The sequence below is a fragment of the Amycolatopsis sp. lyj-112 genome (assembly GCF_046549055.1).
Lineage (GTDB): Bacteria > Actinomycetota > Actinomycetes > Mycobacteriales > Pseudonocardiaceae > Amycolatopsis.
The window spans coordinates 260,603-280,998 of the sequence record NZ_JAJPWS010000007.1; the positions used below are offsets into that span (position 1 = coordinate 260,603).

Below are 20,396 nucleotides of genomic sequence, written 5' to 3' on the forward strand. Positions count from 1 at the left end.
TTGCGCTCCTCCGGTTAATTCCCCACAAGGTGTTAATCGATCTCGTGGGGTGTATTCCCCGGAAGGCGCGGAGGCAAACGTCCGGCTCAGCGCTCCACAGGGGCTCCCGCCCAGGTGAGACAGGTCCAGCCGACGTCGGTCGAGACGAGTTCGACGATGCCGGTGTTCGGAACTAGGCCTTGGTTGGCGACTTCGGCCGTGACGTTCCCGGCGAGCCATTCGCCGCCGAGGCGGATCGCGCCGCCATGGCTCACCAGGACCACCGTGCCGTCGGGCTCGGCCTGTTCGTGCTTGGCCCGCAGCCGGGCGACCGCGTCGAGCATCCGCGCGCGGACCTGCTCGCCGTTCTCACCGCCGGGGATCGGCGGGTCGAGCTCGCCGATCGTCCACCGGTGCACGACGCCCATGTAGGTCGCGATCGAGTCCTGGTCGGTGTTGCCTTCGAGGTCACCGGCGGCGACCTCGTGCACCCCGTCGATGACCTGGACGTCGACGCCGAGCTTGGCGGCGAGCGGCGCGGCGGTCTGCTGGGCGCGGATGGCCTGGGAGGCGTAGACCGCGACGATCGGCTCGCCGTCGAGCCGGGTCGCGAGGTCGCGGGCCTGTTCCCGGCCCAGTTCGGTCAGCGGCGGGCCGGGGAGCGCGGTGTCGAGCGCGCCCCGCACGTTGCCGGGGGTCTGGCCGTGGCGGACGAGGAGGAGTTTCACGCCTGGTCTCCCTTCCGGATCGCGTCGACCCAGGCGATCGCGTCGGTGAAGTCGTCGTTGGCGGCGCCGGGCTCGATCTCGGTCGTGCCCCCGTCCGCCCGGGGGTGGGAACCGAGGAAGCGCACGTTGCGGCACCGGCGGCGCAACGCGGCCAGCGCGTCGCCGATCCGGGGCTCGGCGACGTGCCCCTCGAAGTCGATGAAGAAGCGGTACTCGCCGAAGTTGTTCCTGGTCGGGCGGGCGTCCAGCTTGGTCAGGTTGATCCCGCGGACGGCCAGTTCGGTGAGCAGTTCGGCCAGCGTGCCGGTGCGGTTCGTCGCGGCGGCGACGATCGACGTGCGGTCCGCCCCGGTCGGCGCCGGGAGGTCGCCCGGGGCCTGGACCAGCAGGAACCGGGTCTGCGCGTCGCGGACATCGGCGACCTCGGTGGCCAGTACGTCCAGCGGGTAGTGCTCGACGGCGACCGGCGCGGTGATGGCGGCGTCGAACTCGCCCGCGGCGACCGCGACCGCGGCCGCGGCGGTGGACGACGTCGCGACCGGATGAGCGCCGGGGAAGTTCGCCTCCACCCAGTGGCGGACCTGCGCGAGCGCGTGCGGGTGGCTCGCCACGGAGCGGATCTCGCTGGTGCCCGGCCGGGTCAGCACGCTGAAGTGGACCGGCAGCAGCACCTCCGCCACCGCCACGAGCGGCGCGGCGTCGCTCAGGCTGTCGAGGGTCGCGGTGACCGCGCCCTCGACGGAGTTCTCGATCGGGACGCAGGCCGCGTCGGCTCGGCCCTCGCGGACCGCCGCCAGCGCCGCCGGGATGGTCTCCGCGGGGATCAGTTCCTCCCCGGGGGCGAGCCGGCGCGCGGCCTGTTCGGTGAACGTTCCCTGGGGGCCGAAGTAGGCGATCCGTGACACCCCGCCAGGTTACGCACGTCGACGGTCGCGACTTTCACTCGGACAGCCGGTACGCGAACCGGTTACGCCCAGTGGCTTTTTTTGCCATGCTAAGGGTGTGACCGCCGAATCGGGCACGCACACCGGGGATGTCGGCTCCTCTCCCGTACCCATATCGGGCAGCCCGACGCCGGAGCTGGTGTTGTGCGCCGTCGATGACCTGCTCGCCCAAGCCTGGACCACCGTCGCGGACACTGTGGACGGTCGGATCTTCGTGCACCGCGGGTCGGTGCTCGACGTCGTCGCCCAGGCCGTCGTGAGCCCCGCGAACTCCTACGGCTGGATGCGCGGCGGTATCGACGCGGTCTACGCCCGCGCCTATCCCGGCGTCGAGCAGAACGTGCGCAGCGCCGTCCTCGCCTACCACGGCGGGGAACTCCCGATCGGCGAATCGGTGATCGTGCCCACCGGTGAGGCCGAGCCTGCCTGGCTGATCAGCGCGCCGACGATGCGGGAACCCGGCGAACGCCTCCCCCGTGACACCGTCCACCCGTATCTGGCCGCTCGCGCGGTGTTCCGGCAGTGGCGGGACGGGTGGCTCGACCAAGGCCGGATCCGTGACCTCGTGCACACGATCGCGATGCCCGGTCTCGGCACCGGCGTCGGCGGGCTCGCGCCCGCCACCTGCGCCCGGCAGGTCGCCGCCGCGTGGGAAGAGGTCTTCTCCTCCCGATCTACCCGTAACGGACGGTAACCCCCCGAAGCGGGCTACATCACATCGCAGCGCGTTCACGAGCCGTAAGCCCTACCGTTAAAGCGGCTTCATCCGGTTCGAGGCACGCTTCCCCGCCGAGAACTCGTCAACACGGCTTTTGTACGGCGCCAGCGCAGGCGACGGGCGAGGAGTGTGCGATGCCGCGGGTCCGTGAGCTCAGCCCCTACGTGGAGCTGCACCGTGAGCAATGGCGTGAACTACGCAGGTCGACCCCTCTCCCTCTGACCGCCGCGGAACTGCTCCGCCTGCGCGGTCTCGGTGAGCAGGTCGACCTGGCCGAGGTCGCCGAGGTCTACCTGCCGCTTTCCCGGCTGATCAATCTCCAGGTCGCCGCGAGGCAACGGTTGTACGAAGCCACCACCACCTTCCTCGGTGAGGACAGTCGGGGCACCAAGGTGCCCTACGTCATCGGTATCGCCGGAAGCGTCGCGGTCGGCAAGTCGACCACCGCGCGCATCCTGCGCACCCTGCTCGCCCGCTGGCCGGATCACCCCAGGGTCGACCTGGTGACCACCGACGGGTTCCTCTACCCGCGTGCCGAACTGGTCCGGCGCGGGATCATGCACCGCAAGGGCTTCCCGGAGAGCTACGACCGGCGGGCCCTGCTGCGGTTCGTCACCGACGTGAAGTCCGGGGCGGAGCGGGTCAGCGCGCCGGTGTACTCGCACCTCGCCTACGACATCCTTCCCGGCGAGGAACAGATCGTTCAGCGGCCCGACATCCTGATCATCGAAGGGTTGAACGTCCTTCAGCCCGGCCCCCGGCTCACCGTCTCGGATCTGTTCGACTTCTCGATCTACGTGGACGCGCCGACCACCGACATCGAGCGCTGGTACGTCGAGCGCTTCCTCAAGCTGCGTCACACCGCGTTCGCGGACCCTGCGTCACACTTCCACCACTTCGCCGGCCTCCCGGACGACGAGGCGCGGGCCGAGGCGCGCCATCTGTGGCGCACGATCAACGAGCCGAACCTGATGGAGAACATCAAGCCGACGCGGCCCAGGGCGACCCTCGTCCTCCGCAAGGACGCCGACCACGCCATCAACCGGGTCCGGTTGCGCAAGCTTTGATCATGCACTCTGCGTGATCGGACGCGCACGGATCTTCTACTCACGGCGAGCATTCACGACGGCTTCCAAGATCACTTCGCCGGAAGGCGATCACTGCGGCCTTTTCCGGCCGTTCCCTCACAAGCAGCAGCCTTCGCACCCCTGGCGAGGTGTTCGTGCCATCCGGTCGCGTTGTGCGACGGAAGACGCCGTTTCCTCGGCCGATCGGCCGATCCACGCTCAGTACGTGTAACCGGTTGGCCGATACCGGCTACAGGCCCCCGAGGCGACCCTTGTGACAGGGCCCAAGAGGCTTCGAAGAAGACCTTGAGCAGGGAGGAGGCCCACGATGTTCTCGATCATTCTGACCTGGGTCGGCTCGATTCTCGGACTCGCGCTCCTCGTGGCCATGGCCGCTGGAGCGTTCGTCGTCGACTTCGATGACGCCCGTGGGGACCGGCGCCGCAAGAAGCCGGAAGTCACGGAGAGCAAGGGCACTCCGGCGGCACCCCTGAGCTGAGCCGACCGGCTCGGTACCGGCTTATTCGAACGGGTTGTGGACCTGCGCTCCCAGCCCGGCCATGTCGGCGAGGTTGCGGGTGACCAGGGTCAGCCCGTGGACGCGGGCGGTCGCGGCGATCAGTCCGTCGATCGACGGGACCTTTCGCGGGGCGCACTGCCTTCCCCATTCGGCCGCGACATCGGCGGTCACCGGAAGGATCCGATCCGAGAACTGCGCGCTGAGCCCGGTCAGCCAGTCGGCCAGCACATCCGCTCGTTCCCGGTCTTGATCTCCTCGGTGCCTGAGTTTGTGTATCCCCCTCTCGATCTCTCCGACGGTCAGCGCGCTCAAGTAGAGCCTGCTCGACGACACATCGCCCCACCATCGGGCGAAGCCCGCGTTCTGGGTGCGCCGACGGGCCTCGGACACGATGTTCGTGTCCAGCAGAAAGCTCACCCGCTCACCTCCGAGACGTCCCTCGGCAGGTCTTCCGCACGTTCGGCGGCGACCTCCTCCAGCACGTCGGCCAGTGCCTCCGCGTGCTCGGGATGGTGCTGCTCACCGGACAGCACGAGTTTGAAATCGGCGGGCCAGCCGCTGCCGGTCAGCCTGCGGTAGTCCGCGATGTCGAGCACCACGGCCACCTCCTCCCCATGTTTGGTGACGAACTGCGGCCCCTCGGCCGCGGCCCGGCGCAACAGCTCGCTCAGCCGCTGCTTGGCGTCCTGCACTTGCCAGGTCACTGCTTCCATCTAGACAGACTAGACAGATTCGGCGGGATTGACAAGGGGGATGTCACCGAAAAGGACCGCCGGGGTCACCCGTGGTGATTCTTCCCGTTCACGACCAGTGATAAGCCAGGTTCGCGGCCAGCGCGGCCAGCGCGGTGGCGAAGAATCCGCCCCAGGCCACGAGCTTGCGGGAGCCCACCCGCAGATGTGCGAGGAGGGCGCCGACGAAGTACAGCGAGAGGCCGGCGGCGGCGAGTGTCCCCAGCATCGGCACCGCGAGGCCGCCCAGCAACCCCAGGGAGCCCACCGCCAGCATCGTGCCCAGCACCGGTACCCACGACCGTGGCAGGCCCTTCATATCCGCCTGGGCCTTGGGGAATTCGTGACCGATCAGGTAGACGACAGCGGCGCTGCCGTGCAGTACCGAGGCGAAGATGGTGACCGTCAGATAAGCGACGAACACGAGACCTCACTTTGCGATTGCCGAGCCCGGGACCCGGTGTCCCGACAGTCCGACGAAACGACCGCCGGGAATGTCAGGCGACGCGCCGGCCTCACAATCCGGTGCGCCGTCTCGTCGTACAAGGTGAAGACAGCCTCGACTCAGGAAGCCTGGCGATACCATGACCAACCGACCCGAGCCGGACCTCGGCGCGATCATGAGCGAGCGACGTCAGGTGATCAACGTCGCCTACCGGCTGCTCGGCTCCCTGGCCGATGCCGAGGACGTCGTCCAAGAGACCTACGCGCGCTGGTACGCCATGTCGCCGCAGCAGCGGGAAGCCATCGCTTCACCCGGCGCCTGGCTGACCAAGGTCGCCGGCCGGATCTGCCTCGACCTGCTCGGCTCGGCACGAGCCCGGCGGGAGCGCTACGTGGGCGAGTGGATCCCCGAACCGCTGCCCGAACCGGCGGAGTGGATCAACGGGCGCAGCGCCGACCCGGCCGACCGAGTCACCCTCGACGAGTCGATCGGCATGGCCTTCCTCGTCGTACTGGACTCGATGACCCCGGCCGAGCGCGTCGCGTTCGTCCTGCACGACGTCTTTCGGTATCCGTTCGCCGAAGTCGCCGAGATCGTCGGCCGCACCCCCGCGGCCTGCCGCCAGCTCTCCTCCTCCGCCCGCCGCCGCATTCGCGCGTCGCGGTCTCCCGAGGCCCCCGCGGCTCAGCGCGCCGTCGTCAGAGCCTTCAAAGAAGCCTGGGAGGCCAAGGACATCGACGCCCTCGTCGGCCTTCTCGACCCCGCCGCCATCGTGATCGCCGATGGCGGCGGCCTGGTCAACGCCGTGCTCCGCCCGATCGAAGGCGGCGGCCAGGTCGCCCGCTACCTCGTCGGCATCGGCGACCGGGCACCCGGCCTGACGATCTTGGAACGGACGGTCAACGGTCAGCCCGGACTGGTGGCCCAGCACGACGGCGTCACCGTGACGGTGGCGGCGTTCGCCGTGGCAGGCGACCGGATCGAGCGGATCTGGGCGGTGCGCAACCCCGAGAAGCTCCGGCCGTGGACGGCGGGCACCCCGTGAGTACCGGTCAGGCGAGGCCGCCGAGAGCCGCCCGGTAGTCGTCGAGGTCGTAGTCCATCTCGTTCTCGCCGGCTTCGCTCAGCTGCCCGGCCAGCGCGTCGATCAGCCTGTCGAAGATCTCGTCGCGCTCCCGCCCCGTCTCGCTCAGCCGCCGCACCGCCTGCCAGACCTCGGCGGGCTCGTCGACCCAGAGCTGGTCGACGATGGTGGTCTTCAGCGCGAGACGCATCCGCGGCTCGCCGTCGAAGGTGTCCTCGGCCAGCGCCTCGTGGTACTCGGGGTGCTCGCCGATCACCAGCAGGCGGCGCTGTTCAGGGTCGGCGGGCTCGAGCTCCAGCTCCTCGTCGCCGATCTCCGTGTAGACCGAAGGCACGGCGAACATCCGGCGCTCCAGGGCCTCCGCGAGTTCGGCCGGGTCTTCGATCCCCTCGGAACCGTCGAAGTAGACGTCGAGCGTGGAGTCCTCTTCCTGCGAGAACTCCTCCAGGAACTCCGCCGTGCTCTCCAGCAGCGCCGTGCGGGCGGCCTCGGGCAGCCCGGCGCGTCCGGCGGCCCAGGTGACCCAGCCGAGCAGGGCGGGCTCGAGTGCGCCTTCGTGCGCCTCGTCCACCTCGAACTCGCCGTCGAGCAGGGCTTCGAGGAACCGTGCGAGCTTCTCGGGGCCGACCCGCAACGGGCTGCCGGGCTCGGTCTCGCAGCCGTAGTCGACGAGCAGCCGCGCGTAGAACCGCGTCGACTCGTTGTCCTCCACGAGCCCGGAGCCGAGGAAGTCGGCGACGACCTCCTGGCGGACCTGCTCGGGCCATTCCGTGTACTCGGGCGACGGCTCGGCGGCCGGCAGCGCCCGGATCCAAGCCATCGCGAGCGCGTGGAACCGCGCGTAGTCCTCACTGACGTCCGGCTCCTCGACGACGTCCGTCGCGGCCAGCCCGTCCGCGAGAAGCTGGTGGGCGCGCTCGGGCAGGACCCGCTCCAGCGTGACCAGCTCCGGGTCTTCGGAGGCCTGCTGCCGCATCTCGGCCAGCACGTCGTGCGGCTTGTCCACCACGACGACGTCGCGGATCCGGCCGCTCTCGGCGAAATCGACGAGGGCCAGCAGGCCGTGCTCGACCCCGCCGCGGGAGAAGAGACAGAGAAGGGAGGACTCGTCACCGAAGACGTCGCCGGTCCGCCAGCAGTCCCCGACGGTCACCGCGGCCAGGTCGGCCATCCATTCCGGCTCCGGGATACCCCGGCTGAGGACGGTGTTCAACGCCGAGGCGGCCGCTTCGCGCTCTTCTTCGGTCTCGGCGAACACGCGCAAGCCGGCGAGCAGCGCGGCCGCGGCGGGCGTGATCTTCCGCTCGGCGAACGCGATGAGCTCCAGGCCCAGCGGCTGCTCGCCCTCTTCGACCTCGATCTCCCACCACTGGCCGAGGACTTCGGAGGTCAGCAGCTCGACGTCGAGCACCTCCGGCTCGGCACCGAGGGTCGAGAAGTCCCGGAGGACGTCCTTGAAGAGGCCCGTCACACTCGGCGTGGCGGGCTGGGCTGCCTTCTTGCGGGCACGACTGACCGGACTCATGAAGACATGTTTTCACGGAACGCCGAACCGGCTCGTCGCGGTGGTCCTGGGCGCGTAACACGGGTCCCGTCGCGGGGAGGTCGCGGGCGGACACCGGTTCAGGACCACCGCGACTTCGACGGCCACGATGACGATCGTCATCGAGTACGACCCTCTTCGCCGGGTTTCCTCGGTTCGCTACGAATAACGACCGAAGCCCCGGGCGGTTACGCCCGGACCGGTTTCGGAATCGCGATTCTCGCCGCCTTGACCTCGGCGATCAACCGCGTCTTCCGTTTGTGTATTTCCACCAATGTACCCAGGTACGAGCTGAATTCCTCAGCCGTACCAGCCTTTTTGTGCACTGTGCGCAGTTTGCGCAGTTGCCGGGCCGCCGCGCGGTAGGAATTCGGATCTTTATGCGTGATCAATTCTTCGACGTGGTCCCGGTATATGGGAATGGTCTCGGCCGGATGGGCTATGGAACGCGAATCCGCGAGTTCCACCCGTACCGCCAAAGACGCCTCAAAACGGACGGCCGCCCGCCACGCCTCGTCCGCGCGATCTTCGCCGAGCAGCGCGCGGACGAGTTCGTCGGCGGCGTCGGTGCCTTCGGCGGCGAGTTCACGAAGCCGGGCCAGCGCGGTCTTGCGCTGGGCGAGCCAGCGGCCGGCTTCCAGCGACTCCTCGCGCAGCACGAGATAGGTCGCGCAGCCCGGATTCTCGTCGAATTCCTTGCGCGACAAGGGAACCGGCGGCTCTTCGACCGGCGGCACTGAAATCGGTGGCACTGGGACCGGCCGAGTTTCTTCCCGCTCGTTCTTCTTGTCGTGCGTGAGCGCCCGCGCGGCATGCGCGATGGCCTCGCTGTGCCGCCCCGCCGCCCGCAGCACGCGCACGATCTTGAGGCTGACGTCGACCCGCGGCGGCTTGGCGGCGAGGATCGCGACGAGCGCGTCGACGTCGCCGGACACCTCCGCCAGTTCCTCGCGCAGCCGCTCGGCGGTCTCGCGTTTCACCCCGGACGGGTTCTCCGCGAGCACGTCGTCCACAGTGGACTTGATCCGGGCGAGTCCCTTGTCCCCCAGCGCGGAGGCGAAGTCGGCGAGTTCGATGACCGGCCAGCCCGGCCCGTCGAACTCGACTTCGAGGATCCAGCCGGCGAGGCCGTCCGGGTCCGGCGGCCGCGCGACGCAGGCCCGCGCGTACAGCTCGACGGCCCGGTCCAGCCGGTCGGCGACCTCTCCCGAAGCGTCGTCGATCTGCTCCAGCATCTCGCTGATGTCGTCCACCGTCCGGCGGGCCAGCGGGGCGAGATCGGCCCGGCTTCCGGCGTCGAGGAGCCGCTGGAGCGTGTCGAGGACAGACCCGACCTTCGCGGCGTATTCGACGTTGCCGGCCATGACGGCGGTGTCGAGCAGACGGTGCGCCTCGGCGAGGTCACTCCCCTGGGTGACGAACCGGCTCTCCAGGATCTGGCGTAACGCAGGGTCACGCTCGGCCTGGGCGTGCAGCAGGTCCGCCAGCGTCTCCGCGTCCAAGGTGCGCAGGTAGGGGCGCAGATCCGTCGTGGAACTCACCCGGACAAGTGTGCCTGACCGGTTCGCCCGCGCGTGTGGGCCAACCGCGTGCTCTTTCCGGCGTAACCGTGTACGCCCTGTGACCAGCTCAGAGCCGCCGGATGCCTTCGAGCACGGCCTGCATCCGGCGTACGTCGGCGGGCTCGATCGGTCGGCGAAGGTGGATTCTCGGCGACACGGTTTCGAGCCGGGATGGGCAGCGGATGATCGGCACCGGGAGGCGACGGGCGATCAGCATCACGACCGCCATCACCAGCCCCGCGAGCAGGCAGATCGCCGTCGCGGCGGCGAGTGCGCCGCTCAGCACCCGGCGGCCGGCGTCGACGGCGAGCTGCGCGGAGTACTCGATCTGACGAGTGGCGAGCACGCCGAGGGACCGGCCGACGGCGGCGGCCGCCGCCCGCCAGGCGTCCTGGGTGACCGGCGGCGGCGTGGCCGCGCTCAACGCGGTTTCGACCGCGCCGAACCGGCTCCAGTCCTCGCTGCCGATGAGATCGCGATAGACCTGGCGACTACTTTCCGTCAGTTTCCCGGCGACGGCGTCGAGCCTGGACCGGTAGGCGCCGACGGTCGCCGCGTAGTCACGCCGCCCTTCGTCGTCGATCCCGGCCGCCGCGAGGGAATCGCTGCGGTCCATGCCCTCCACCACGGCGAGCAGTTCGACGGCGAGCGTCTGCTGGTAGCCGACTTCGGCGTCGGGCGCGGCGCGCGCGATGTCGCGCAGGGACGAAAGAGAGGTGTCGATGCTGTCCGCGTACGCGGTGTAAGTGGCGGAGCGGCTGCCTGGTTCCTTCAACGCGGCGGACCGGTCGCGCTGCAGCACCGAGATGCCCCGGCTCGCCTCGGTCATGGTGACGGCTCCGCTTTCGGCGACGTTGCGGGTCTGGACGGCCTGGTGGATGAGGAATCCGCCGATGAACAACGCGACGAGCACCAAGGTCGCGCTCGGAACGAACGCGATGGAGAGCATGCGAGAGCGAACGCTTCGCTGGTACGTCAAGGCTTTCCTTCCGGATCGGTTCCCCGACGTCGGCCGGCGCTATGCAATTTGCAAATTGCACGTCAACGCTCGTCCGCCATACGGCCGTTAGCGCACCGTGACGATCTGGTAGGCACGGCACGTGACATTCGACGACCTCCACCAGCGCCTCCGCGACTTCGCCGCGGCACGGGACTGGGAACCGTTCCACACCCCGAAGAACCTGGTCATGGCGCTGTCCGGCGAGGTCGGTGAGCTGACCTCGCTGTTCCAGTGGCTCACCCCGGAGGAGTCCGCCGCGTGGCGATCAGACCCGGATCTCGAGGCCAACGTGGTCGACGAAATCGCCGACGTGACGCTGTACCTGTTGCAGCTGGCGAACAGCCTCGGCGTCGACCTGATCGAGGCCGCCAACGCCAAGATCGACCGGAACGAGCACCGCTTCCCCGCGCCCGAGCGCTAGGCCCGCTCGGCGACCTGCCAGCCGCCGAGCAGTCCCCCGACACCCAAGACGCCGACGAAGAGACCGGCGGCGAACCCCGCGCCGCCGAACAGGGCGAGCACCGTGACGAACATGAGCAGCAGGCCGAGCCCCATCAGCACCCTGCCGACCCAGAGCTTCACGGGCGGCGGGGACGCTGCGGCCGCCCTCATCGGAGGCGGAGGCGGATACGCGTGCGGCACCGGCCGCTGCGGCACGGGGACGGGCACCGAAGCAGGCCTGGTCTGCGGAGTGAGGCCGAGCGCTTCGCGCGCTTCGGCGACACCGAGCACCATGGCGCCGAGTTCCCCGGCCCGGGCGATCCTCGGCTCGGTCGACGGCACTTCCTCGCCCACGACCAGATGGGTCACCGACGCGGTGAGCTTCTTCGCGAGCGGGAGGCCCGCGTCGAGGACCGCGGCGCGCAAGCCGTCCACCGCCAGTCCGTCGCCGAGGACGAGGACCCGGCGGCGCACGCCGGACGACGTCGAAGTGGCCCGAAGCCCATGCAGCACCTCAGGCACCCGCAGTGCGGCCGCGGCGGTTCGCAGATCCCGTTCTTCCTCGGTGGTGATGACGCCGTCGCTTTCGGCGAGCTTGCGCATCGCCGAGACGAAGCCGGTGTGCACGCGGTGCAGGTCCGCCTCCGCCATCCCCGCCGCCGAGGCCGCCGCGCCGAGAGCCCTCGCTTCGGTATCCGAGATATGGCGGTCGGCGAGGGCGTTCCCGAGCAGTTCGACGTAGGCGTCCTGCAGGGAACCCCGCATCCCGAAGGCGGATTCGGGGACGCGGTCGACGACGTCCGCCATCCACGTGCCGCCGCTCGGCACCACCGCGCGACGGGGCGACAGTCGCGTAGCAGGCGCGAAGCGCGGTAGCTCCGGAAAGACCGGACGGGTAGTGAAGCGGAGCCCGTGCCTGTTCACCAGGGTCGTCACGAGGTGGGCACAGACGTAGGCGTCGGCAAGGGCCGTGTGCGCCGCGAACTCGCCGGCACCCACCGCCTCGGCGACGGTGGCCAGGCGGTAGTTCGGCAGCCGGAGCGCCCCTCTCGCCGCGGCCAGCGTGCACACTCCCGGCATGCTCGGGACGCGTGCGCCGAGCCTGCCGAATTCCGCGGCGAGGAACTCCGCTTCGAACGGGAGGTTGTGCGCGACCAGGACGCTGCCCTGGCAGAGATCGAGGAAATCGCCCAGCACCTCACCGAAGAACGGCGCGTTGTCGAGGTCGCGGCGGGTGATCCGGTGGACGTGAGCGGGCCCGGGATCCACCCCGCTCCCGGGATTGACCAGCGTCGAGAACTCGCGCAGGACCGTGCCGTCGGCCCGGACGCGCACGGCCGCCACCTCGACCACGTGTCCTGGGCGCAGACCGGTGGTCACGAAATCGATGGCGGTGAATTCGGTGGCCCCCACGGCGAATCGGCCGTCTCCGGTCAATTCGAGGGCTTCGACTGTCTCCGCCATTTTGATTTCCTTTTCTCGGGTCGTCACCCGGATCATCGCGACCACGCCGGTCGCGTAACACCCCGGTGCGGACGGAGACCCGTTCGTAGCCGCTTTGTGACGGAAAAGACGGTTCTTGTAACAACATTCGGCAAGGGAACGACAAAAACTGTCGAGGTCACCTGAGACCCAGAATTCCGAGGACGCCCATGTACACCGATCCCACGGTCCAGCCTGCCAGGAAGAAACGAATGCCGCGCTGGATGATGATCGTTCTCGCCGCGTTTTCGGTGCTCTTCGTCCTCGGCGCCGTCTTCGGAAAATCCCCGCAGGAGTACGAGGATCAGCAGCTCGCGGCCACGGGTACGACGTCCACTCAGCCGACATCGACCTCGCAATCCCCTACTTCCGCCGCCACTCCGGACAGATATCGGGTCGTCGACGTGATGGATGCCGGAACGGTCAAAGTGACCGGCCCCGGTGGGGAGAAAATCATCCACGTTCTCGGCCTTGTCCCTCCGCTGAACGGAACCGGATGTTTCGTCTCGGAATCGCTCGCGTGGGCAAAGAACGCACTGTCCGGACAAGAGGTCGTCATTCAAGCGGTATCCGGTGACGCCGGTATCGTGCTGGCTTCGGTCGGCATGGTGAACGGCGGCGACTACTCGACCACCGCACTCACCGCGGGATACGCGAAATATGCGAGCCAGGCGGTCGGCTCGGCCGTCGGCACCGCGTTGCAGGCCGCCGAAGAAGTCGCGAAATCGGCCAAGAACGGGCTCTGGGGGCCGCCCTGTCTCGGCAAGATCGACGCGCCGCCCACCACCGTCGCGGCGCCACAGCCCGCCGCGGAACCGCCGGCCGCCCCGGCGCCGCAGCCCAAACCGACGCCGAAGAAGCCCACCCCGCCGCCCGCGCCCGAACCGGATCCTCCGGCGGCCGCGTACTACCCGAACTGCACCGCCGCGCGAGCGGCGGGCGTGACTCCGCTGTACGCCGGCCAACCCGGGTACAGCCGGAAACTCGACCGGGACGGCGATGGGGTCGCCTGCGAGTAGCCGCCTTTCGGGTCTTGTGACGGCTTCGGCGAGCGGAAAAACTATGCCGACGTCTCTGGAGGTGGCCCTTGTCGCGTTCGGCTCGCACCGTGGTCCTGACCCTGATGCTCTCCCTGAGCGCGGTCGCCGCGCCCGCGTACGCCGCGCCGCCACCGACGGCACAGCACCGGGATCCCGGCAACGGGCCGGAGCGCAACGAGGTCGCCGCGACCGATCCGCCGGTGAGTGCCGCGCGTGCCGCGGCGGGCGAGAACGTCGCGGGCGACCACTCCGGGTATCCGCGCAAGACGAAGCTGCGGGTCTACCCGGAGAACGCGGCCGACAAGTCGATCAAACTCGCGCTCGCGCCGTACCACTCGATCGCGCCGAAGCTGAACGCGTTGCAGGCGCGCGGCAACCGCGTCTCCGTCGAGGTCGCCGGGCAGTCCGGTCTCGGCCGGGACCTCTACCTGGTCACGCTGACCGCGCCGGAAAGCCCGGGCGAGACGCGGCGGCAGGACGCGTGGCGGTCGCTGATCGAGAACGACCCCGCCCGCGCCGCGCGTGACCCGTTCCTGCGCCACGCGTACAAGGCGCCGGTGTGGATCAACAGCAACATCCACGGCAACGAATGGGAAGGCACCGACGGCGCCCTTCGCGTGATCGAGCGGCTGGCGACGTCGAACGATCCCAAGACCCTCGATCTGCTGAAGCGGAACCGCTTCTACTTCACCGTGACGGCCAATCCGGACGGTCGCGTCGCGGGCACGCGGCAGACGTCGCAGGGCTTCGACCCCAACCGCGACTTCGTCACCGCGTCGCAGCCGGAAGTGAAGGCCATGCGCGGGATCTCCATCGGCAAGCAGCCGCTGATGATGCTGGACGAACACGGGTACGTCGAGAACACGCTCATCGAGCCGACCACCCCGCCGCACGGCCAGAACTACGACTTCGACCTCTACCTCAAGCACGGGTACGCCAACGGCCTCGGCATGGAGCAGGCGGTCAAGGCGATCGGCCGCCCGGAGACGGCGAAGCCAGAGATCCCGTTCCGCGACTACGAGCCCGGCAGCTGGGACGGCTGGGCGCCGATCTACACAGCCCAGTACTCGATGTACCACGGCGCGGTGTCGTTCACGATCGAGATCCCGATGCGGGTCAACAACGCGGACTACGACGCGCTGCCGGTGCCGGAGCTCCAGCGTCGTTCGGTGATCAACACCGAGGTCGTCGAAGCCACCATCGGCAGCACGCTGACCTACGTCGACCGCAATCGCGACGAGCTGATCGCGAACCAGATCGAGATGTTCCGCCGCGGCACCGCGGGCGAGGCGCAGCGCGAGATCCCCGACGGGTTCGTGCCCGGCTTCGGCCCGGAAGACCGCTACCGCACGGAATTCCCGCGCGCCTACGTCATCCCCGCCGGCTCGGACCAGCGTTCGGCCGTCGCCGCTTCCCGGCTCGTCGACCATCTGGTGGCGAACGACGTCCGGGTGCGTCAGGCCGATCGTCTGTTCTCCCTGGCCGGACGGCGGTATGCGGCGGGCTCCTACGTCGTCGACATGCACCAGCCGAAACGCGGCCTGGCGAACGTGATGCTGGAGCAGGGCAGCGACATCTCGGCGAAGGTACCGGTGATGTACGACATCTCCGGCTGGAGCCACCGCCTGCTGTGGGGCGCGTCGGTCGACATCGTCAAGCAGGGACGGCTCGACGTCCGGACGCACGACGTCACCGCGGCTTCGCCCACCGGCGGTATCGACGCCGCTCCCGGCCGCGACCTCGCGCTGAAGCTCGTCGATGGCAAGGACGTCAGTGCCGCCAACGCTCTGCTGAACCGGGGCTTCGCGCTGAGCCGCACGGCCGACGGCTCGGTCGTCGTCCCCGCGTCGGCTCGTCCGGCCGCCGCCGAAATGGCGGACCGCTACGGCGTCCGCTTCACCGAAGCGCGCGGCACTTCGACCCCGTTGAGCCGCAAGGTGATCGCGGGAGCCGTCGGAGCCGACGAGCTGAAGGCGTTGCGGGACATGGGTTTCGACGTCCGTCCGGTGTCGGCGGCGGTGCTCAACGCGGGCTTCGACTGGTCTCGGGTGGACCTGCTGTTCGTGTCTTCGGGGCTGCGGTACGCCGATCTGAACCCTGCCGCGAAGGACGCTTTACGCGCCTTCCTCGCCCGCGGAGGCGTGGTCACCCGCGGCGCCACGGGCGCACGTTTCAACACTGACGTGGGACTTCTCGAAGCGCGTCCGGTGGCCGGCTGGGAGGACGGGAACGGCGTCGTTTCGGTCGTCAACGGAAGCGGTCCGGTGGGCGCCGGCGCCCTGTCGGACTCGTTCGTCTACGGGCCGTTCTGGTTCGCCGATCTCGGTGCTTCGGTGAGCGTGGAGCAGCGCTACGCGAGCGGGAATCCGCTGGTGGCGGGGCATTGGCGGACCCGCGACGACGGCACCGGCGGACCGCTGCAGGCGGCGGGTCAGGCCGCTGTCGTGTCGGGTACTTCGGGGCTCGGCGGACGGGCGGTGCTGTTCGGCACCGAACCCCTGTTCCGCGATCACCCGAAGGGCTTGTACTCGCAGGTGGCCAAGGCGATTTACTGGGCAGCCTCGAAGTAACGTGGGGGTATGCCGATCCAGGTGCTGCTCATCGACGACCACGAGGTGGTGCGACGAGGTCTGCGCGACCTCCTCACCGACGAGCCCGATATCGAGGTCGTCGCCGAAGCGAGCGGCGTCGACGAGGCCCTCGCCGTGGCGATGCACGTCGAACCGGACGTCGCGGTGGTCGACGTCCGGCTCGGCGACGGTGACGGCATCGCGCTCTGCCGTGAGCTGCGCTCGAAACCGAACCCGCCGCAGTGCCTGATGCTGACCGCGTTCGACGACGACGAGGCCATGGTCGGCGCGATCATGGCCGGCGCGGCGGGCTACCTGCTGAAACAGGTGCGCGGGCAGGACGTCGTCAACGCCGTGCGCGAGGTCGCGGCCGGGCGCTCGCTGCTGGATCCGCTGTCGACGGCGCGGGTGCTGGACAAGCTGCGGCACCCGCCCGAGGACGAACTCGGCGCGCTCACCGAGCGCGAACGCGAGGTGCTGGACCTGATCGGGCAGGGCATGTCCAACCGCGAGATCGCGGAACGCCTGTTCCTCGCGGAGAAGACGGTGAAGAACTACGTGACGTCCGTCCTCGCGAAACTGGGCATGCAGCGCCGCACGCAGGCCGCGGCGTGGATCGCACGCCGCGACCGCTAGCGACCCCTCAAGGATGCACCGTGTCGCGCTGGTCGGGGATGACCGTCCCGTCGTCGCGCAGCACCGGGCCGTGCGTGCCGTCGGCGTTCTCGTACGCCGTCGCCGAGCACGGGTAGGTGCGGTTCAGGGCCGGGAAGGGCTCGAGGAACATCGGGTTCACCGCCCACTTGCCGTCGGCGTTGTCGTAGGCGCGGCACATCAACTCGTCCTTGTTGCGGTTGAGCGTGACCCGTACTCCGGTGGCGTCTCGGAGCATGGTGACGTCGGTGGTCGCGTCGCCGCCGGCGAGTGCCTGCCGCTTACCCTCCGGTGCCGCTTCCATCGCCTTCGCGCCGCGAATCCCGAGGATCCGCTCGTTGATGTAGCACCGCTTTCCGTCGATGTAGGTCATGATCTCGTCGGCGCCGTCGGCATGCCCGCCGCAGCCTTCGAGGTGCCCGTTGATCCGGCCGTTCGTGGTGAGCGAGTAGATCCCGAGGGTGCGGCTGGGCGGGATGCCGATCGCGGAGCCCCAGACGTCCGCGAACTCCTTGGGTGAGGCGGAGACCACCCAGGTCGAGAAGCCCGCCTTGGTCAGCGTCGCGACCAGGTCCTTGATCTCCGGGTAGTAGCGGATCCACGCGACCTGGGTGCTCGACCCGACCTTCTGCGTCGCCCCGATCGGCGCCGACAGCGCGGCTGCCCTGGCCTGCCGGGCGATCGCGCGGACCTCGTCGGGGCGGTACCCCGCGTTGATCTGCGCGACCCAGGCGTAGGCCGCCTCCATGTAGCGCCGGTTGTTCCCGGCGAAGACCTCTTCGCCGGTGCTCGTCTTCGCGGTCTTCCGCACCGAGAGGAGTTCGTCGGCGCAGGTGATGTTCTTGGTCGTCGGCAGCGGTTTCCCGGCCGGGGTGGCGGTGCCGCAAGCCTTGCTGAGCGCGTTCGCCCCGGCGTCGGTCATGAACCGGCTGGTCGTGCGCCAGTCCTTGTTCCGCGGCTGCAGGACCTTGTCGTGCCCGATCATCCAGAACACGGTCTGGTCCGAAATGTCGTTCTTGATGACCGTGTTGTCCCAGTCGAACACCGCCACCGGCCGCTCGCCGTGCTTCCCGCCGCAGCGGCCGCGCTCGTCGATGACCTTCTGGATCTTCGCGGCGTTGTCGCCGTACCAGTTGTCGGCCGGCCGCAGCTGCGGGCAGGGCCGCGTCACGGTCGCGGCCACCGAGGTGGCGGGCACCAGCACCGGGACGGCCAGCACGGCGGCGGCGACGGCCACGGCTCGCAGGAACCTCGGCATGTGATCTCCCCACGTCTTCGTTCGACAGTCAGGGAGATCCTGTCATTTCTCGCCGAGACTTACGACCTGCCGGTAGACGGTGCGCATGCCTCGATCTAAACGTGGGTCAGCTTCGCGTAGGCGATCACGTTGTCGAGGTAGTTGCCGGTCGAGGAATCGAAGTCCCCGCCGCAGGTGATCAGGCGCAGCTCCGGGCCCGCTGTGTCGCCGTAGACCTTCTCCGTCGGGAAGGACGCCTTCGCGTGCTTCTCGACGCTGTACACGGTGAACACCGCGGTGCTCCCGTCCTTGCGGTGGACCCGCGCCTCGTCACCGGACTTCAGATCCTTGAGACGGACGAAGATCCCCGGCACCTTCTTGTAGTCGACGTGACCCGCGAGCACGGCGGGCCCGATCTCGCCCGGCGCCGGGCCGCCGGTGAACCAGCCGGTGGTGACCGCGTCCTGCGGCACCTGCAGGCTGCCGTCCCCGGACAGGCCGAGGTCGATGATCTCGCCGGTGCGCACGCCGATCGCCGGGATTTCGAGCGTCGCCGGTTTCGCCGAAGTGAGCGGTGGTGGTGCCGCGGCCGAAGACGCGGTGGAGGGACCGGCCGGCGTCGCGACCGTGCCCACCGCCGGACTGGCGCACGCGGTCAGCGTGGCCGCGAGCACCACCCCGAGGAGAGTGCCGATGACCAGCGGAAACGGCCACCGGCGCCAAGAAGCCTTGGTCATCGCTCGGCACGCCGCCGGAGGGCGAGGGCCGCACCCGCGGCCGTCACGGTCAGCAGAGCCGCACCGGTCAGCGCGACCGCGCCGATCTCGAGGAGGCCGCCGTTGGCTTCGACGACGTCGCCGCCACCGGTCGCGACACCGCCGACTGGCTTGACCTTCACCTGGCCGGACTTCGCGGGCTCACCGAAACGCGACTCGCAGGCATACCCGTCGTGATCGGCGTCCAGCTTGTGCGGGTCACGCGGGTTCTTCTTGAGTTCGGCCTGGGCCGCGGCCTGGCTGGGGAAATCGGCGCAGTCCTTGTCCGTGGATTTCGTGGTGCCCGGCGCGGGTTTCGTTTCCGTCGTGATCGGCGGAAGGGTGGGGGTGATCGTTTTCGTAGCCGAAGATCCACGCTTCGGCCGATTCTCGCAAGCTATTCCGTCTTTGTCGCGATCAAGATCGTGCGGATCGGATCGATCTTGGTCGAGCACCGCTTGCGCGTCTTCCTGATAAGCGAAGTCTTCGCAGTTCAGATCGGCGATCGCAGGCGCGTCTGCCAGCGCGAAGGCGACCGAAGCCGGACCGAACAAGGAGAATCCGGCGAGGATCACTGCCGTGCCGAGGGCGCGACGAACCGAGGACATGAGGTGTCCTTTCAAGGGAGAATTAACGCTTGGAACGCGTTAGATACCCCTACAATCGCGCCCTGGCCCCGACTGTTACGGATTAATCGGAAAACTCGAACCATCACCCGATCGAGCGACCGAAATTCGTTAATTTCACACGGGCTGGTCGAGGGGAACGTCGAAAGCGACCAAAGTCCCCAGGCTCGGCGAGGAATTGATCGAGAACCGCCCGCCGGACGTCGTCGCGCGTTCGTCGAGGTGCTTCAGGCCCCGTTTGGCGACACCCTGCGGGACACCGGATCCGTTGTCCCGCACCCGGAGTTTGACGCCTTCGGCATCGCGGCTCAGCGTCACACGGGTCTCGCTGGCGCCGGAGTGCCTGACCACATTGGACAGTGCTTCGCGCAGGGCGGCACGGACGTGGTCGGCCTGTTCGGCCGGGATATCGGCCAATTCCCCGGACAGTTCGAGGGTGGGCGGGTAACCGAGCAGCTCGCCCGCGATGCGCACTTCGCCGCGCGCGGACTCGGCGAGGTCGGTGGCGGACGGTACTTCGTGGGCGGGTTCCGGGCTGCGCAGGGCGCGCACGGTGCCGCGGATCTCCTCGATGGTCTGGTCGAGCTGGTCGATCGCCTCGGACAGCCGCGCGCCATCGGCCTGGGCGAACCGTTTCCGCATGTTCTTGCGGACGCGGTCGAGTTGCATCCCGGCGCCGTAGAGCCGTTGCACGATGACGTCGTGCAGTTCGCGAGCGATACGTTCGCGCTCCTGGTAGAGCGTCACGCGGTGGCGGGCGTTGGCGCCTTCGGCCAAGGCGAGGACGACGCCGGCCTGCGCGGCGAAAGCGGTGAGCACCTCGACGGTGCTGGCGGAGAACGGCTCACCGCCGTGGCGCCGGTACACGGTCAGCGCGCCGAGAACACGCCCTCCGGCGCCGAACGCCGAAGCCGCGAACGGACCGAAGCCCTGGAGTTCCGCGGGGACGAACCGTGCCGTCCGAGGGTCGACGGTGAAGTCCTCGCTCACCACCGGTTTCCCGCCGCGGGCGACCTGGCCGGCGGCGGAATCGGCGGGGAACGCCAGCCCTCGCAGCCCTTCGGTCAAGGCACCGTGCGCGGCCTCGGCGACCAGCTGGCCGTCGTCCGAGCGCACCATGACGAGACCGAGATCCGCCTCGGCCAGTTCGACGGCGCGCGCCACGACGGTCTCCAGCACGTCACCCGGGTCGTCGCCGGACAGGGCGGTGCCGGTGATCTCGGTGGCGGCGGACAGGGCACGCGCGGCAAGGGTGGGATCCATGAGCGTC

The 20,396-nt window shown here is 69.2% G+C and carries 22 protein-coding genes; 8 read left to right on the plus strand and 14 right to left on the minus strand.

Annotation, left to right across the window (positions count from 1 at the left end; all coding sequences use genetic code 11):
• Window positions 1-86: 86 nt before the first annotated feature.
• Window positions 87-707, minus strand: a complete 621-nt coding sequence (locus ACLJRL_RS24310; RefSeq protein ID WP_410658556.1) for a histidine phosphatase family protein — start codon at window positions 705-707, stop codon at window positions 87-89.
• Entirely contained in the window at window positions 704-1,612 is a 909-nt protein-coding gene (gene pheA / locus ACLJRL_RS24315) for a prephenate dehydratase (protein ID WP_410658557.1), read from the minus strand. The genes ACLJRL_RS24310 and pheA overlap by 4 nt, the downstream gene beginning before the upstream one ends.
• 97 nt (window positions 1,613-1,709) lie before the next feature.
• On the opposite strand from pheA, the gene ACLJRL_RS24320 reads away from it, so the two are divergent.
• The 3 genes from ACLJRL_RS24320 to ACLJRL_RS24330 all read left to right on the plus strand — a co-directional run bounded on the left by ACLJRL_RS24320 (window position 1,710) and on the right by ACLJRL_RS24330 (window position 3,935).
• Complete coding sequence (locus tag ACLJRL_RS24320; RefSeq protein WP_410658558.1) at window positions 1,710-2,345, plus strand: macro domain-containing protein; 636 nt, start codon at window positions 1,710-1,712, stop codon at window positions 2,343-2,345.
• A 158-nt stretch (window positions 2,346-2,503) separates the two neighbouring features.
• Window positions 2,504-3,436, plus strand: a complete 933-nt coding sequence (gene coaA / locus ACLJRL_RS24325; RefSeq protein WP_410658559.1) for a type I pantothenate kinase — start codon at window positions 2,504-2,506, stop codon at window positions 3,434-3,436.
• 328 nt (window positions 3,437-3,764) lie between these two features.
• Window positions 3,765-3,935: a hypothetical protein gene (locus ACLJRL_RS24330; protein ID WP_410658560.1), complete on the plus strand. Its 171-nt coding sequence runs from the start codon at window positions 3,765-3,767 to the stop codon at window positions 3,933-3,935.
• 21 nt (window positions 3,936-3,956) lie between these two features.
• On the opposite strand, the gene ACLJRL_RS24335 is transcribed toward ACLJRL_RS24330, so the two are convergent.
• The 3 genes from ACLJRL_RS24335 to ACLJRL_RS24345 all read right to left on the minus strand — a co-directional run bounded on the left by ACLJRL_RS24335 (window position 3,957) and on the right by ACLJRL_RS24345 (window position 5,111).
• Window positions 3,957-4,373 carry a type II toxin-antitoxin system VapC family toxin gene (locus ACLJRL_RS24335; protein ID WP_410658561.1) on the minus strand — a complete coding sequence of 139 codons (417 nt, stop codon included), beginning with the start codon at window positions 4,371-4,373 and terminating at the stop codon, window positions 3,957-3,959.
• Complete coding sequence (locus tag ACLJRL_RS24340) at window positions 4,370-4,669, minus strand: type II toxin-antitoxin system Phd/YefM family antitoxin (protein WP_410658562.1); 300 nt, start codon at window positions 4,667-4,669, stop codon at window positions 4,370-4,372. Before ACLJRL_RS24340 ends, ACLJRL_RS24335 begins: the two co-directional genes overlap by 4 nt.
• 88 nt (window positions 4,670-4,757) lie before the next feature.
• A complete protein-coding gene (locus ACLJRL_RS24345; protein WP_410658563.1) occupies window positions 4,758-5,111 on the minus strand; it encodes a DoxX family protein in 354 nt (117 codons plus the stop codon).
• Window positions 5,112-5,271: 160 nt separating this feature from the next.
• Between ACLJRL_RS24345 and sigJ the strand changes: the two genes are divergently transcribed.
• On the plus strand, window positions 5,272-6,177 hold the full coding sequence (gene sigJ / locus ACLJRL_RS24350) for an RNA polymerase sigma factor SigJ (RefSeq protein ID WP_410658564.1): 906 nt from the start codon (window positions 5,272-5,274) through the stop codon (window positions 6,175-6,177).
• A gap of 7 nt (window positions 6,178-6,184) precedes the next feature.
• Here the strand turns inward: sigJ and ACLJRL_RS24355 are convergent, their stop codons facing one another.
• The 4 genes from ACLJRL_RS24355 to ACLJRL_RS24370 form a co-directional block, all read right to left on the minus strand.
• Entirely contained in the window at window positions 6,185-7,741 is a 1,557-nt protein-coding gene (locus ACLJRL_RS24355; RefSeq protein WP_410658565.1) for a DUF1841 family protein, read from the minus strand.
• A 12-nt stretch (window positions 7,742-7,753) separates the two neighbouring features.
• Window positions 7,754-7,882: a hypothetical protein gene (locus tag ACLJRL_RS24360; protein ID WP_410658566.1), complete on the minus strand. Its 129-nt coding sequence runs from the start codon at window positions 7,880-7,882 to the stop codon at window positions 7,754-7,756.
• Window positions 7,883-7,947: 65 nt separating this feature from the next.
• Window positions 7,948-9,300, minus strand: a complete 1,353-nt coding sequence (locus tag ACLJRL_RS24365; protein WP_410658567.1) for a hypothetical protein — start codon at window positions 9,298-9,300, stop codon at window positions 7,948-7,950.
• Between the two features lie 88 nt (window positions 9,301-9,388).
• Window positions 9,389-10,270 carry a nitrate- and nitrite sensing domain-containing protein gene (locus tag ACLJRL_RS24370; RefSeq protein ID WP_410658568.1) on the minus strand — a complete coding sequence of 294 codons (882 nt, stop codon included), beginning with the start codon at window positions 10,268-10,270 and terminating at the stop codon, window positions 9,389-9,391.
• 151 nt (window positions 10,271-10,421) lie between these two features.
• On the opposite strand from ACLJRL_RS24370, the gene ACLJRL_RS24375 reads away from it, so the two are divergent.
• Window positions 10,422-10,742: a nucleotide pyrophosphohydrolase gene (locus ACLJRL_RS24375; RefSeq protein ID WP_410658569.1), complete on the plus strand. Its 321-nt coding sequence runs from the start codon at window positions 10,422-10,424 to the stop codon at window positions 10,740-10,742.
• On the opposite strand, the gene ACLJRL_RS24380 is transcribed toward ACLJRL_RS24375, so the two are convergent.
• Entirely contained in the window at window positions 10,739-12,226 is a 1,488-nt protein-coding gene (locus ACLJRL_RS24380) for an exonuclease domain-containing protein (protein WP_410658570.1), read from the minus strand. The genes ACLJRL_RS24375 and ACLJRL_RS24380 overlap by 4 nt on opposite strands.
• A gap of 188 nt (window positions 12,227-12,414) precedes the next feature.
• On the opposite strand from ACLJRL_RS24380, the gene ACLJRL_RS24385 reads away from it, so the two are divergent.
• The 3 genes from ACLJRL_RS24385 (at window position 12,415) to ACLJRL_RS24395 (ending at window position 16,490) form a co-directional block, all read left to right on the plus strand.
• Window positions 12,415-13,263: an excalibur calcium-binding domain-containing protein gene (locus ACLJRL_RS24385; protein ID WP_410658571.1), complete on the plus strand. Its 849-nt coding sequence runs from the start codon at window positions 12,415-12,417 to the stop codon at window positions 13,261-13,263.
• 68 nt (window positions 13,264-13,331) lie between these two features.
• A complete protein-coding gene (locus ACLJRL_RS24390) occupies window positions 13,332-15,854 on the plus strand; it encodes a M14 family zinc carboxypeptidase (protein WP_410658572.1) in 2,523 nt (840 codons plus the stop codon).
• Window positions 15,855-15,863: 9 nt separating this feature from the next.
• The gene (locus ACLJRL_RS24395) at window positions 15,864-16,490 is read left to right on the plus strand and encodes a response regulator (RefSeq protein WP_410658573.1); all 627 of its coding nucleotides are present in this window, start codon (window positions 15,864-15,866) and stop codon (window positions 16,488-16,490) included.
• A gap of 7 nt (window positions 16,491-16,497) precedes the next feature.
• Here ACLJRL_RS24395 and ACLJRL_RS24400 read toward each other — a convergent pair whose 3' ends face one another.
• The 4 genes from ACLJRL_RS24400 to ACLJRL_RS24415 all read right to left on the minus strand — a co-directional run bounded on the left by ACLJRL_RS24400 (window position 16,498) and on the right by ACLJRL_RS24415 (window position 20,389).
• Entirely contained in the window at window positions 16,498-17,766 is a 1,269-nt protein-coding gene (locus tag ACLJRL_RS24400; RefSeq protein ID WP_410658574.1) for a haloacid dehalogenase-like hydrolase, read from the minus strand.
• A gap of 95 nt (window positions 17,767-17,861) precedes the next feature.
• Window positions 17,862-18,482, minus strand: a complete 621-nt coding sequence (locus ACLJRL_RS24405; RefSeq protein WP_410658575.1) for a class F sortase — start codon at window positions 18,480-18,482, stop codon at window positions 17,862-17,864.
• Window positions 18,479-19,108 (minus strand): excalibur calcium-binding domain-containing protein, encoded by a 630-nt coding sequence (locus ACLJRL_RS24410; protein WP_410658576.1) that lies wholly within the window; start codon window positions 19,106-19,108, stop codon window positions 18,479-18,481. Before ACLJRL_RS24410 ends, ACLJRL_RS24405 begins: the two co-directional genes overlap by 4 nt.
• Before the next feature lie 135 nt (window positions 19,109-19,243).
• Window positions 19,244-20,389 carry a GAF domain-containing sensor histidine kinase gene (locus ACLJRL_RS24415; protein ID WP_410658577.1) on the minus strand — a complete coding sequence of 382 codons (1,146 nt, stop codon included), beginning with the start codon at window positions 20,387-20,389 and terminating at the stop codon, window positions 19,244-19,246.
• Window positions 20,390-20,396 lie beyond the last annotated feature (7 nt).

What these genes read in the sequence shown, in the direction of transcription:
- coaA (WP_410658559.1), top strand. Translation starts at nt 2,504, where the DNA reads ATGCCGCGGGTCCGTGAGCTCAGCCCCTACGTGGAGCTGCACCGTGAG.
- ACLJRL_RS24330 (WP_410658560.1), top strand. Translation starts at nt 3,765, where the DNA reads ATGTTCTCGATCATTCTGACCTGGGTCGGCTCGATTCTCGGACTCGCG.
- ACLJRL_RS24340 (WP_410658562.1), bottom strand. Translation starts at nt 4,669, where the DNA reads ATGGAAGCAGTGACCTGGCAAGTGCAGGACGCCAAGCAGCGGCTGAGC.
- sigJ (WP_410658564.1), top strand. Translation starts at nt 5,272, where the DNA reads ATGACCAACCGACCCGAGCCGGACCTCGGCGCGATCATGAGCGAGCGA.
- ACLJRL_RS24355 (WP_410658565.1), bottom strand. Translation starts at nt 7,741, where the DNA reads ATGAGTCCGGTCAGTCGTGCCCGCAAGAAGGCAGCCCAGCCCGCCACG.
- ACLJRL_RS24360 (WP_410658566.1), bottom strand. Translation starts at nt 7,882, where the DNA reads ATGACGATCGTCATCGTGGCCGTCGAAGTCGCGGTGGTCCTGAACCGG.
- ACLJRL_RS24370 (WP_410658568.1), bottom strand. Translation starts at nt 10,270, where the DNA reads ATGCTCTCCATCGCGTTCGTTCCGAGCGCGACCTTGGTGCTCGTCGCG.
- ACLJRL_RS24380 (WP_410658570.1), bottom strand. Translation starts at nt 12,226, where the DNA reads ATGGCGGAGACAGTCGAAGCCCTCGAATTGACCGGAGACGGCCGATTC.
- ACLJRL_RS24385 (WP_410658571.1), top strand. Translation starts at nt 12,415, where the DNA reads ATGTACACCGATCCCACGGTCCAGCCTGCCAGGAAGAAACGAATGCCG.
- ACLJRL_RS24395 (WP_410658573.1), top strand. Translation starts at nt 15,864, where the DNA reads ATGCCGATCCAGGTGCTGCTCATCGACGACCACGAGGTGGTGCGACGA.
- ACLJRL_RS24400 (WP_410658574.1), bottom strand. Translation starts at nt 17,766, where the DNA reads ATGCCGAGGTTCCTGCGAGCCGTGGCCGTCGCCGCCGCCGTGCTGGCC.
- ACLJRL_RS24405 (WP_410658575.1), bottom strand. Translation starts at nt 18,482, where the DNA reads ATGACCAAGGCTTCTTGGCGCCGGTGGCCGTTTCCGCTGGTCATCGGC.
- ACLJRL_RS24410 (WP_410658576.1), bottom strand. Translation starts at nt 19,108, where the DNA reads ATGTCCTCGGTTCGTCGCGCCCTCGGCACGGCAGTGATCCTCGCCGGA.
- ACLJRL_RS24415 (WP_410658577.1), bottom strand. Translation starts at nt 20,389, where the DNA reads ATGGATCCCACCCTTGCCGCGCGTGCCCTGTCCGCCGCCACCGAGATC.